Origin of the sequence: Actinoplanes sp. NPDC049548, assembly GCF_040676695.1 — a bacterium.
Lineage (GTDB): Bacteria > Actinomycetota > Actinomycetes > Mycobacteriales > Micromonosporaceae > Actinoplanes.
This window is the reverse complement of record NZ_JBFAPM010000002.1, coordinates 335,283-348,355: the sequence shown is the minus strand read 5'-3', so window position 1 is coordinate 348,355 and position 13,073 is coordinate 335,283. Positions and strand designations below refer to the sequence as shown.

Genomic DNA, 13,073 nt, shown 5'->3' with positions numbered 1-13,073 from the left:
ACTATTTCGGCGGCAGCGTCGACACGAACGAGCGCGCCAGGTCCACCCACCCGGCCAGCACGTCGTCGTCCAGGACGGCACCGTCGACCAGCACCCATCCGCGCATCAGCCGGCCACCGATGTCGCACGGCCGTGCGCCCGGGCGGGTCAGCGCCTGCTCGGCGGCGTCCCGCCCGAGGCGGACCATGAGGTCGTCACCCATCAGCGCGACGGTCAAGTTGCCGTCGGTCAGGAACGCGAGGCCGCCGAACATCCGCTTGTCGCTCACCCCGGGCAGCGGCGCGAGCAGGTCGCGCACCCGCTCGGCCAGGGCCTCGTCATACGCCATGATCCGACCGTACCGGTGGCGGCGGGTTCCTAGGCTCGGCGCCATGCTGCGCCGGATCGCCGCTGTCGTGGTCACCCTGATCGCCCTGGTCGCGGGGGTGCGGCTGGTCGCCGCCCCGGATTCGGGAGTACGCCGGCAGCTCGCGTTCCTGCGCTCCGCCCTCGACGACGGCGCGGCCGAGGAGGCGCAGAAGTCCTTCCCCGAGGGCTATTTCTTCCTGTACGCCCTTTACGGCCTCACCAGCGTGGATCTGGGGGACGAGCAGGAGGCCCGCTGGGCGCTCGCCCGGCTGGAGGCGCCGGCGGGCCGGGCCCCGTTCAGCCCTGGCCTCACCCCGGCGTACGGGGTGTTCTACCAGGGGTGGACGAACTGGCTGCGCGGCGGCATCCTCGCGCTGCGTCCGGACCCCGAGCTGCGGGAGAGGTTCGAGGCCTCGTCCGCTGCCCTGGCCGCCGCCTTCGACGCGTCCCCGACGCCGTACCTCACCGCCTTTCCGGACCAGGCGTGGCCGGTGGACTCGACCGTCGCGGTCGCCTCCCTGCGCCTGCACGACCGCCTGCTGCCCCCTCGGTACGGCGCCACGGTCACACGGTGGCTGGCCGGTGTCCGCTCGCGGCTGGATCCGGCGACCGGGCTGTTGCCGCACACGGCCGACCCCGTCACCGGGGCGCCCGGATCGGGTGCCCGCGGCTCGTCGCAGAGCATCACCCAGCGTTTCCTCACCGACATCGACCCGGCCTTCGCCCGCGAGCAGTACCTGCGGTTCCGGTCGTTGTTCGTGACCCGTCCGCTGCGTCTGGGGCCCGCGGTCCGCGAGTATCCGCCCGGGGTCGCGGGCGCCGGTGACGTGGACTCGGGGCCGCTAATGCTCGGGGTCAGCCTGTCGGCGACGACGGTGACGCTCGGGGCCGCCCGGGTGCAGGGGGACGAGGGCCTGGCGCGGGCGCTGGGGAACTACGGGGAGCTGCTCGGCGTACCGGTGTCGACTCCCTGGTCGAAGCGCTATGCCGGCGGCCTGCTGCCGATCGGCGACGCCTTTCTGGCGTGGTCGAAGACGGCTCGTCCGTGGGTCTCACCGCCGCCCTCGCCGCCTCCGTCCCTGGAGCTCGCCCGCTGGTGGCGGGCGCCGCTGCTCGCCGTGCTGGCACTCGCGGTGCTGCTGGCGTGGATCCCGGTCGCCCGGGTCGGCGTCAGAAGGGCAACAGCAGCGCCGCCGCACGCCGGTTGAGGTCTTCGGTCTCCAGGTTACCGGTCGGTATTCGCCGTGGGCGAAGTGACTGACGTCGGACGAAAAGATGATCAAACTTGATCCGAGTGGCCGCAAAACCGCGCCGAGGGGGCGATCCGGCCTAAAAGTCCATTTCCCCTACACCGCCCCAAATCCCTGGTTACAGTACGACCGGCGCAGTTCCCAAGTGCGAGCTTTGTCCGCGTGCTTCCGACCGCGCCGAACCGGCTTCGAGGCCGGCGCTCCACCAGCCGTCGCGTGCGGCACCGAGAAAGGCAAACCCGTCGAGAGGCGGGGACGCAAAGCCAGGGACCTCCCGATCGGGAGGCGGCCCAGCCGCCGAAGGAGACAGAAACACATGCGCTATCAACCAGCCCATGCGGCCAAGAGCGGCTCGGTTCCGTTCATGCTGCGTGGCCCGAAGTCGGTGCGGACGGTCCTCTCGACCGTCGTCGCCGGTGCGATCGCCTTCGCCCCGGCCGTGCTCATCACCTCGCCCGCCCAGGCCGCCGCGGCGATGGGAGACGCCGACTTCTCTCCTGCGACCTACACGGTCAACGAGGGCGAGTCGGTGACGCTCAATCTCGACTGGGACACGGTCAACGCCGGTGCCACCCCTGCTTCGAACCTCACCTGGATCACGGTCGACGGCTCGGCCAAGGCAGCCAGCGGCGACTACACCGCCGTCACGGCCGGCACGGTCACCTTCGACAGTGGGACCAAGAAGGCCAAGCTCATCGTCGACACCAAGACGGACGCCCTCGACGAGGCCGACGAGACGTTCAAGGTGCGGGTGCTGGACGGGGCCACGACGATCGACGAGGCCACGGTCACGATCAAGGACACCAGCGCCGGTCCGACGTACACCATGACCGCCGACAAGGTGAACGTCAACGAGAAGACCGACACGACCGTCAAGGTGACGCTGAAGCTGACCACGGCCTCGGACAACGCCGTGCAGATCCCGGTCTCCACCTCGGACGTCACCGCGAAGCAGGGCTCGGACTACACCAAGGTCGCCAAGACGGTCGCCTTCAGCGCCGGCGACACCGAGGAGTCGTTCGACGTCACTCTCACCGACGATGACGTGTACGAGGGCGCGCAGACGTTCACCATCAACGCCGCCTCGGACCCCACCGTCACCGGGGTGGCGACCCCGATCACGATCACCATCACCGACGACGAGACCGTTCCCACGGTGTCGCTCGACGGTGACGCGACCGCCCTCGAGGGTGCGGACCTCAAGTTCCCGGTCAAGCTGAGCGGCAAATCCGAGGCGCCCGTCACGGTCAAGTACGACACCTCGGACCTCACCGCTGACACGGTCGGGGCCGGCCACGGCGTCGCGGTCGCGGACAAGGACTACACCAAGGTCACCGGCGGCACGGTGACCATCACCTCGGGCACGACCGCTAACGCGATCGTCAAGACGAGCCCGGACGCTCTGGACGAGCGGACCGAGGACCTGCGGGTCACGCTCTCCGCCCCGAGCGGCGCGACGCTGGGCAGTGCCAAGACCGCCACCGGAAGTATCAGCGACACCGGCAGCACGCCTCCCTCCGTGACGCTGACGGGATCCCCCGTCGAGGAGGGCAGCTCCGGCGCCGCCACCAAGAAGACCTTCGTGGTCAAGCTGAGCAAGGAATCCGGTATCAAGCAGGTCGTCCACTATGACGTGTCGACCAAGTCCGCCGCGGGTGACGCCTCCGACCAGGACGTGACCGCCACCATGGGCGACCTCACGTTCAACCCGGGTGAGCTCGAGAAGACCTTCACGGTCGACGTCATCGGCGACAAGATCGACGAGTCCAACGAGAAGTTCTACATCAAGCTGTCCGCGGCGCTCGGTAGCGACAGCACGGTCACCGGTGGGGACATCAAGGAGAACACCGTCACCATCACCGATGATGACGACGCTCCGACCTACACGGTCAACGACATCGACATGACGGAAGGCGACCAGGCGTCGGTCGCGCTTTACACGATCAAGCTGTCCAACCCGACGGACACGAAGCTGACCTTCGACATCACGAAGAACGTCGGGGGCAAGGACACCGCCGAGTCGGCGGTGCCGGGCAGCCAGGCCGGAACGAGCGACTTCGCCCTTCCGGTCGCCACCGCGACGATCGAGGCGGGACAGACCGAGGGCTACGCCTTCGTGCTCGTCAACGGCGACGACGTGTTCGAGAGCACCGAGAAGGCGACCTTCACCATCACGCCGAAGGACGCCGGCAGCATCGCGGCGCTGACGACGAAGACCGCCACGGCGTCGCTCACCCTGAAGGACGACGACACCGCCCCGCAGCTGGCCGTCGTGCCTGTCACGGGGAACGAGGGTGAGACCGTCGACGTCATGGGTGTCGTCACCGGCCAGGCGCAGGCGGCGACGAGCTTCTTCCTCACCCTGACCGGTGGAACGGCGACGCCCGTATCCGACTACGACGGCCCGGGCGCCGTATCGGTCCCCGTCGGCGCGGGCGCCGCATCCGGCCTGAGCTACAAGATCGCCAGTGTGAAGCTGGTCGACGACACCACGCCCGAGACCGCCGAGACGATCCAGGTCACCGGCGTGGGTGTCGGCACCGTCAAGGGCGGCACCATCACCATCGCGGAGAGCGACGGTGGCAAGCCGACCCCGGTCACGCTCAAGTCCTCGGCGAGCTACCGGCTGGGTGTCGGCCCGATCACCCTGAGCGGTACGGCCGCCGTTGGCGCCAACCTCACCCTGTGGGGCAAGCCTGTCGGCGCGCCCGAGGACAAGGCGTACGAGGAGCTCGGCACGACTACTGCGAACAGCAAGGGCGGCTACATCTTCAAGCCGGAGTTCACCACCACCGGCTGGTGGTTCAAGGTGACCGACGGGGAGAACGCGTCGCCCGCCATCAAGGTGAACCTCAAGGAGGACCCGGACCTCTACCTCCGCTCGTCCAGCAAGGGCGCCGCGACGGTGAGCGTCTACGGTGACCCGCGGGTCCCCGGTCTCTCGGTCCGGGTGCTCCGCAACACCGGCAGCGGCTGGGTCACGGCCGGCAGCGGCAAGCTGGACGAGAACGGCAAGTACGTCCGGACGTTCACCGGACTGCGGTCGGGTAGCTCGGTCTCCTACAAGGCCCTGATCTTCGGTGACTCCGATGTCGGCCTGCTGACCAACTACTCGAACGTCGCCAGCGTCACGATTCGCTGAATCGGCTGACGAGCACGAAGGGGGCGGCCCGCCGGGCCGCCCCCTTCCGCTATTCCACCTCCACCGCCGCTTGGGCGAACTGCGCCGAGTAGAGCCGGGCATACGCGCCACCCGCGGCGATCAGCTCGTCGTGGGTGCCCTGCTCGACGATGGCGCCGTCCTCCATCACCAGGATCACGTCGGCGTCGCGGATGGTCGACAGGCGGTGCGCGATGACGAACGACGTCCGCCCGGTGCGCAAGGTGTTCATCGCCCGCTGGATCAGCACCTCGGTGCGGGTGTCCACCGAGCTGGTCGCCTCGTCCAGGATCAGGATGCTCGGCTCGGCCAGGAACGCCCGGGCGATCGTGACGAGCTGCTTCTCGCCGGCCGAGACGTTCGAGCCCTCCTCGTCGATCATCGTGTCCATGCCGTCGGGCAGCGACCGGGCGAAGCGGTCGACGTGCGCCGCCTCCGCCGCCGCGGCCACGTCCGCTGTGGACGGATCGTCGGCGCCGTACGCGATGTTGTCCGCGATGGTCCCGCCGAAGAGCCACGTGTCCTGCAGCACCATGCCGATGTGCTCGCGCAGCTCGGCGCGCGGCATGGTGGCGATGTCCACACCGTCCAGCGTGATCCGGCCCGCCGACACGTCGTAGAACCGCATCAGCAGGTTGACCAGCGTCGTCTTGCCGGCCCCGGTGGGCCCCACGATCGCCACCGTCTGCCCCGGCTCCACCGTGAACGACAGGTCCTCGATCAGCGGCTTGTCCGGCAGGTAGCGGAACGAGACGTGTTCGAAGGCGATCCGGCCCTCGACCCGGCGTACCCCGGGCGACGCGGGATCGGGCTCCTGCTCCGGGGCGTCCAGCAGGGCGAAGACCCGTTCGGCCGACGCCACCCCGGACTGCACCAGGTTGGCCATGCTCGCGACCTGGGTCAGCGGCTGGCTGAACTGGCGCGAGTACTGGATGAACGCCTGCACCTCGCCGAGCGACAACGCGCCGGAGGCCACCCGCAGGCCGCCGACCACCGCCACCAGCACGTAGTTGAGGTTGCTGATGAACATCATGGCGGGCTGGATCAGGCCCGAGATGAACTGGGCGCGGAAGCTGGACGCGTACAGCTTGGTGTTGTGCTCCTCGAAGGTCTCCGCCGCCTCGCGCGAGCGACCGAAGACCTTGACCAGCGAGTGGCCGGTGAACATCTCCTCGATGTGCCCGTTGAGCCGGCCGGTCGTGGCCCACTGCGCCACGAACTGCGGCTGCGAGCGCTTGCCGATGCGAGTGGTGACCCAGACCGACACCGGAACGGTGACCAGCGCGATCAGCGCCAGCAGCGGGGAGATCCACAGCATCACCCCGAGCACGCCCACGATCATCAGCAGCGCCGTGACGAGCTGGGCGAGCGTCTGCTGCAGGGTCTGCGCGATGTTGTCGGTGTCGTTCGTGGCGCGGCTGAGCACCTCGCCGCGGGGCTGCTGGTCGAAATAGGACAGCGGCAGCCGGGAGAGTTTCGCCTCGACGTCCTGGCGCAGCCGGGACACGGTGGCCTGGACCACCCGCGCGGTGAGCCGGCCCTGCAGCACTCCGAAGACCCAGGCCGCCGCGTAGACCACGAGCACCCAGGCCAGGATGTGGCCGAGCTTGGTGAAGTCGACGCCCTGGCCCGGGACGAAGTCCATGGCGGCGAGCATGTCGGCCCGGTTGGTCTCGCCGTGGGCCCGCAGCTGCTCGACGATCTGGTCCTTGGACATCCCGGCGGGCAGTTTCCTGCCCACCACGCCGGCGAAGATGACGTCCGTGGCGTGGCCGAGGATCTTCGGCCCGGCCACCGACAGCGCCACGCTGGCGATGCCCAGCAGCAGTACGACACCGACGAGCATCCGCTGCGGGCGCAGCATGCCCAGCAGCCGCTTGCTCGACCCCTTGAAGTCCTGCAGCTTCTCGGTCGGCATGCCGCCGCCCATCATCATCCGCCCGGGACCGCCCATCGGTGGCCCGGCCGGCCTGCGTCCGGGAGCCGTCATGCCGCTGCCTCCTGCTCGGTGAGCTGGGAGAGGACGATCTCCCGGTAGGTCTCGTTGGTGTCCATGAGCTCGGTGTGGGTGCCGGCGCCGACCACCAGGCCGTCGTCCAGCACGATGATGCGGTCCGCGTCGCGGATGGTGCTGACGCGCTGCGCGACGATCACCACGGTCGCGTCCGCGGTCCGCTCGGCCAGGGCCGCCCGCAGCGCCGCGTCGGTGGCGTAGTCGAGCGCCGAGAACGAGTCGTCGAAGAGGTAGATCTCCGGCCGGTGCACCAGCACCCGGGCGATCGCCAGCCGCTGCCGCTGACCGCCCGAGACGTTGGTGCCGCCCTGCGCGATCGGCGCGCTCAGCCCGCCCTCCATCCGCTGCACGAAGTCGCGGGCCTGCGCCACCTCCAGCGCGTCCCACAGCTCCTCATCGGTGGCGTCCGGGTTGCCGTAGCGCAGGTTCGACGCCACCGTGCCGCTGAACAGGTACGGCTTCTGCGGCACCAGGCCGACGAGCCGCGACAGCAGCCCCGGATCGAGCTCACGGACGTCGACCCCGTCCACGAGGACCTCGCCACCGGTCGCGTCGAACAACCGCGGCACCAGGTTCAGCAGAGTGGTCTTGCCGGAGCCGGTGCTGCCGATGACCGCGGTCACCTCGCCCGGCCGGGCCGTCAGGTCCACCCCGCACAGCACCGGCGCCTCCGCGCCCGGGTAATGGAAGTCGACGCCGCGCAGCTCCAGGTCGCCGTGGCGGGGGAGCGCCGTGACGGGAGCCGTGGGCACCCGTACGGAGGGCTCGGTGCCGAGCACCTCCTCGATGCGCTCGGCGCACACCTCGGCCCGCGGAATCATGACGAACATGAAGGTCGCCATCATGATCGCCATGAGGATCTGCATGAGGTAGCTGAGGAACGCGGTGAGCGCCCCCACCAGCATCGAGTCGTCGTCGATGCGGTGCCCGCCGAACCAGAGCACCGCGACGCTCGAGAGGTTCACAATGAGCATCACCGTGGGGAACATCAGCGCCATCAGCTTGCCGACCCGCAGCGAGACGTCGGTCAGCTCGTCGTTGGCGACGCCGTAGCGGGCCTGCTCACGCTCGTCGCGGACGAACGCGCGGATCACCCGGATGCCGGCGATCTGCTCGCGCATGATGCGGTTCACCTTGTCGATGCGCACCTGCATGCTGCGGAACAGCGGGCGCATGGCCGCGATCAGCACCATCACCACGATCAGCAGCAACGGCACGATCACCAGCAGCAGGCCGGACAACGGCACGTCCTGGCGCAGGGCGAGCAGAATGCCGCCCACGCACATGATCGGTGCCGAGACCATGAGCAGCAAGGTCATCAGCACCAGCATCTGCACCTGCTGCACGTCGTTCGTGGTGCGGGTGATGAGCGAGGGCGCGCCGAACTGCCCGACCTCGCGGGTCGAGAAGTCCATCACGCGCGAGAAGATCGCCGCCCGGATGTCCCGGCCGGCGCCCATGGCGGTCTGCGCCCCGAAGTAGACCGCCGCGACCTGCGCGACGATCTGCACCAGGGACACGGCCAGCATCCCGGCGCCGACGCGCATCACGTAGCCGGTGTCGCCGGGCACGACGCCGTTGTCGATGATGTCGGCGTTCAAGGTGGGCAGATAGAGCGTTGCCAGCGTGGCGACGAACTGGAAGAGCACAACCAGCAAGATCGGTTTCCCGTACGGCCGCAGCCGCGCACGCAGTAGTCGGATCAGCACCTGTCAGGAACCCCCGTGATCGAAGTCGGATGGGACGAGGAGACCGTCGAGCAGGAGCGAGACCAGCTCGTCCCCGTCGAAGCGGTCGGGGTCGCCGAACGGCCCGAACGAGTTCGCGCCGCAGAAGAGCAGGAGAAGCCGGGCGACCGTGCCGGGCGAGCGCCGCAACAGGGCGGCATCGGGCGCGATGAGGTCGGCGACGACAGCCTGCAGGAGCTCCCGGGAGCGGGCCATCCGCGCGGCGGCGTCGGGATGGGCGTTGGAGGCGAGCACCAGCTTGCGGGCGCCGGTCATGAGGTGGGCGCTCTCGGTGAAGCGGTCGTTGATCAGCGTGGCCGCGGCCGCGAGCCGCTTCCGCAGGCCGGCGCGCGGATCGATGGCCGCGATGGCGTCCAGGGTGGGCTGCGGGTCGAGCGCCTGCAGCAGGGCCGCCACGATCAGCGACTGCTTGTCCGGGAAGACGCCGAAGATCGTGCCCTCGGCGACGCCGGCGGCCTCGGCGATACGCCGCGTGCTGACCTCGATGCCGACCTCGTGCAGCAGCGGAACGGTGGCGGCGATGAGGGCGGCCCGGCGGTCATCGGGCGCCATCGCGGGCACCCGGCGCCGGCGGGTCTGGGGTGAGTTCACGCGGCAAGGCTACTGAGCGAGCACTCACTCAGCCACTGATTTTTCTCACGACTCGCCGCCTCTGGCCGCCGATCGAGGGCCGGCAGCCCGGGCGGGCGGCTGGGAGCGGTCGTGAGCTGTCGTGACCGGTCGGCTCAGGCGTGGCCGCGGAGTGGAACCGCATCCAGGTTCAGCCATCGGCCCAGGAGGCGCCCCCTGGGGTTCCCGACGATCTTCATGCGGCAGCGGTATTCGTAAGTGCATCAGCTGTAGCGCTGCAGCGACGACGTCACGGATCCGGTGAGGACTGGCGGTGGGCGTGCCGAAGCGTTTGCCGGCATCCGTGGAGGAAGGCGAGGCCGTTCGCCCTGCCGGCACAGACTCTGCAGCAGCCGGTTGACCGTGCGGTCGGCGACAGCCGGTCCGACTGCTCGGCGGGGGCCTCGGTACCGTGACCCGCGCCGTCGTGGCAGGCATCGGTCAAGGCCGCAATGTCGAGGCGCACGGAAGCGGCGGGCCCGGCTTCGTCCCCGCTCTCGTCGCGTGGGACGCGCGGCGCAGTCCGCGGCCGCCGGTGCAACAGGCGATCCGGTCGCCCGCGCCGCGGCCATTGCCTGGGATCGATGATCTGCCGCGCTGCTGCTGTGCACTCTGTCGTCCTGAGCTGCGGCGCCGCGCTCCGGCTCGTCGTGTTGTGCTAGGCGCTCCGGCGGATCGCGATGATCGGTTGTTTCCTTCCGATGCGTCATGCCGGGCGGCGTCCCAGGGTGAGGGGCGTCCGGCGCTGGCTGGGAGTTCGTCGGCTGATCCGTGGCATCGCGCAGCCGACGCATGCGCCGGGAATGACGTTGCACCAAGCCCCACGAGCGGTGCCGCTCATGTTTGCGCCGGAACTCCTCGGCCGCCGGTGAATAGTTATGACGCAGCGTCCGGTCCCGCACATTCTTCGCGGGGAACAATGCGAGCTGCGTCATGACGCAATTATCCTCCCCCACCCTCCGCTTCGACGACGCCGACCTCGGTTTTTTCATATCAAGCAATCATCTGAAGTCGACTGGGTGCTGCGCCTGTCCGGCACGACGAACAGCGAAGATGCCACGCGATGGAACGCTTTTTATTGTGCCGCCGTACGTGCGCGCCACCTTTGCGGCGCCGTCGAGCGAGTGCCGAATGTCCCCGCCGGCCTGACGGCGGACGTGTCGTCAGGCCAAGATTGCCGGCGCTGACCTGGACAGTGACCTGACGCGATCCAAGCACACCCCAGCCGAGCCAAGGGTGAGCGTTGTGTTGGCCGCTCATCGCGCTGGGTTGTTCGTCCCGCAAGGTGAGATCAGCAGTCCTCGATCGGTTCCCATGTTCGAAGCGCCGGTTGTAGCGCTGCGGCGAGGATGTCGCCGATCCGGCGAGGGCCGGCGGTGGTGTGCCGGAGTGTTCTTCAACGGCCGACGAGGATGGACGAAGCCGCACTTTCGCAGGCCGCGCGGCAGCCGGTTGACGGGTGCAATTGGCGACGGCCAGGGTCTTGTCGTCGGAAGGATGTTCGGCCGGTTTCTTGATGCCGAAGCCCGACAACAGCCGATGCGCATACGCTCCCAAATCGCGGCATTTCTCGATCGCAGTCCGCGCCCGGTCCGGCCACTTATCGGGCGTCCATGATGAATCGGGGTTTCGTTTCCTTTGCGGTCCCATCGTCGTCGTGGCGGTGACTCAGCGTTCTGGAAGGTCGGTTCGGGTGATCCCGGCGAGGTCTTCGACGGTGTGGCCGATCAACCTTTGTGACCATTCGCGGACGGACTTGGCCCAGCGGAACGGTTGTCCGCTGACTCGCTGGTGGCCGGCGGGTCGCTCAGGGGGTGGCCAGGGCTGCGCGCGCTGCCGGGAGCGCGCGGTCGCGGTCGGCCGGGACCAGGCCGAGGCGGGTGCGGCGGTCCAGCAGATCCTCCTCGGTCACCGCGCCCTCGTGGCGTACCGCGAAGAGCAGCTCCGCGCCGGTCACGTCGATGCCGGGTGCGACCGGCTCCCGCAGGGTCGGATCGGCCGCGCCTAGGGCGTACACGGCGGGCGCCTCGGCGCCGTAGCGGGCGATCAGCCGGGCCGGGGCGTTGAGGCGGCTGAGGCGGGCGGGCGGCGCCGCTCCGACCAGCGGCAGTCGCGCGGTGCGGCACGGGCCGGCGGTCAACCCGGCGTGGGTCACCGCAGTGTCGACCGCGTCGGCCGCCATTCTCCGGTACGTCGTGAGCTTCCCGCCCACCACTGTGGTGACGCCGGCAGCCGAGGTGTGCACGGCGTGGTGCCGCGACAGGTCGGCGGTGGTGTCCGCCCGCCCCGTCAGCAAGGGTCGCAGCCCGGCGAACGTGCCCACGACGTCCGCCTCGGAGAGCGGGGCCTCCAGCGCGGTGGCGAACACGTCGAGCAGGAAGCCGACCTCCGCCGGGCTGGGGCGCGGGACGTCGCTCACCGGCCCGTCGACCGGCTCGTCGGTGATTCCCGCGTAGACGAGGCCGCCCGGCTGGGGGAGCGCGAAGACGAACCGGTTGGTCTCGCCCGGGACCGGCACGGTCAGCGCGGCGGTGGGGTGGCCGAGGGCCGCGGCGCGCAGCACCAGGTGGGTGCCGCGGGACGGGCGCAGGCGTACGGCCGGGTCGAGCTGCCCGGCCCAGACGCCGGTCGCGTTGACGACGGTTCGCGCGCGCAGTTCGTGGCGCTCGCCGGTCAGCGTGTCACGGACGGCCGCTCCTCGGCCGTGCAGCGACTCGACCGCGCAGTGGGTCACGATGCGCGCGCCGAAGCCGGCCGCCGTGCGGGCCAGTGCCACGACCAGCCGCGCGTCGTCGACCAGTTGCCCGTCCCACTGCAGCAGCCCGCCGCGCAGGCCGGAGCGGCGTACGCCCGGGGCCAGGCGGCGTACCTCGACGGCCGAGATGCGGCGGGAGCGGGGGAGGGCCGCGCGTGGGGTGCCGGCGGCGATGCGCAGGGCGTCGCCCGCGGCGAATCCCGCACGGGCCAGCCACGCCTTCGACCCGGGAACGAACGGCGTGAGCGGCAGCACGAACGGCAGCGCGCTGACCAGGTGCGGGGCCGTACGCCGCAGCAGCACGTCGCGCTCGCCGGCGCTCTCGTACGCCAGGCCGACGTGCCCGCCCGCGAGGTAACGCAGTCCACCGTGGACCAGTTTGGAACTCCAGCGGGACGTGCCGAAGGCCAGGTCGCCGGCGTCGACGGCGGCCACCGTCAGCCCTCGCGAGGCGGCGTCGAGGGCCACGCCGGCTCCGGTCGCGCCCAGGCCGACGACGAGCAGGTCGACCGTGGTGCCGCCGGCCAGCTCGGCGAGGTCGCGGCGGCGGCGGGCCGCGGACAGCGAGGTGGCGTTCACGGCTGCAGGTGCCGGTCGAGGAGCAGGCGCAGCTCGTCGTCGAGCGCCTCCTCGGTGACGTCGCCGTCCGGGCCCGTCATCGTCGATGCGGAGATGACGAACCCGTGCACGGCCAGGACCGCGGTGCGGGCCAGCAGCACCGGATGCTGCCGGCGCAGGGAGCCGTCGTCGCGGCCCTGCTCGATCGCGGCGACGAGGTGCTCGAGGATGGCGTCCTGCACGCTGCCGCGGCGATCGACGAGGTAGGGGAGCAGCACTTCGGGGTCGAGCTCGACCACCCGCCGGAACATCGCGTGCCTGCGCAGCGCCCGCGCGCCCCGGACGAGGCCGTCGACGATGCGTTCGCGCGCGGTCCCGCCCACCGCGTCCGACTCCGCCGCGAAGGCCAGCGCGCTCCACTCGCGGGTCATCAGGTCCGCCATCAGCGTGGCCATGTCCGGCCAGCGCCGGTACATCGTCATGCGGGAGACGCCGGCTCGCCGGGCCACGTCGGTGAGCGTCGTGCGCCGCAGGCCGACGGCGAGCACGCACTCCCGGGCCGCGTCGAGGAGCGCGTCGTCGCCTCGCTCGCGAGCGGGGGTGTTACGAGTTGACGTCATGTGTCACAGTG

The 13,073-nt window shown here is 70.3% G+C and carries 8 protein-coding genes and 1 riboswitch; of the genes, 2 read left to right on the top strand and 6 right to left on the bottom strand.

Annotation, left to right across the window (positions count from 1 at the left end; translation table 11 throughout):
* Position 1 precedes the first annotated feature (1 nt).
* Positions 2 to 328: a TfoX/Sxy family protein gene (locus AB0J80_RS05690; protein ID WP_364700768.1), complete on the bottom strand. Its 327-nt coding sequence runs from the start codon at positions 326 to 328 to the stop codon at positions 2 to 4.
* Between the two features lie 43 nt (positions 329 to 371).
* Here AB0J80_RS05690 and AB0J80_RS05685 point away from each other — a divergent pair, with 43 nt between their 5' ends.
* Positions 372 to 1,556: a hypothetical protein gene (locus tag AB0J80_RS05685; RefSeq protein ID WP_364700766.1), complete on the top strand. Its 1,185-nt coding sequence runs from the start codon at positions 372 to 374 to the stop codon at positions 1,554 to 1,556.
* A 264-nt stretch (positions 1,557 to 1,820) separates the two neighbouring features.
* A riboswitch (cyclic di-GMP riboswitch) is annotated at positions 1,821 to 1,900 on the top strand.
* 14 nt (positions 1,901 to 1,914) lie between these two features.
* A complete protein-coding gene (locus AB0J80_RS05680; protein WP_364700764.1) occupies positions 1,915 to 4,740 on the top strand; it encodes a Calx-beta domain-containing protein in 2,826 nt (941 codons plus the stop codon).
* A 49-nt stretch (positions 4,741 to 4,789) separates the two neighbouring features.
* Here AB0J80_RS05680 and AB0J80_RS05675 read toward each other — a convergent pair whose 3' ends face one another.
* From AB0J80_RS05675 to AB0J80_RS05655, 5 genes are all read right to left on the bottom strand, one after another.
* Positions 4,790 to 6,748: an ABC transporter ATP-binding protein gene (locus tag AB0J80_RS05675; RefSeq protein ID WP_364700762.1), complete on the bottom strand. Its 1,959-nt coding sequence runs from the start codon at positions 6,746 to 6,748 to the stop codon at positions 4,790 to 4,792.
* A complete protein-coding gene (locus AB0J80_RS05670) occupies positions 6,745 to 8,481 on the bottom strand; it encodes an ABC transporter ATP-binding protein (RefSeq protein ID WP_364700760.1) in 1,737 nt (578 codons plus the stop codon). Before AB0J80_RS05670 ends, AB0J80_RS05675 begins: the two co-directional genes overlap by 4 nt.
* Before the next feature lie 3 nt (positions 8,482 to 8,484).
* Positions 8,485 to 9,111 carry a TetR/AcrR family transcriptional regulator gene (locus AB0J80_RS05665; RefSeq protein WP_364700758.1) on the bottom strand — a complete coding sequence of 209 codons (627 nt, stop codon included), beginning with the start codon at positions 9,109 to 9,111 and terminating at the stop codon, positions 8,485 to 8,487.
* A gap of 1,825 nt (positions 9,112 to 10,936) precedes the next feature.
* Entirely contained in the window at positions 10,937 to 12,463 is a 1,527-nt protein-coding gene (locus AB0J80_RS05660; RefSeq protein WP_364700756.1) for a glycerol-3-phosphate dehydrogenase/oxidase, read from the bottom strand.
* Positions 12,460 to 13,062, bottom strand: a complete 603-nt coding sequence (locus tag AB0J80_RS05655) for a TetR/AcrR family transcriptional regulator (RefSeq protein ID WP_364700754.1) — start codon at positions 13,060 to 13,062, stop codon at positions 12,460 to 12,462. Before AB0J80_RS05655 ends, AB0J80_RS05660 begins: the two co-directional genes overlap by 4 nt.
* Positions 13,063 to 13,073 lie beyond the last annotated feature (11 nt).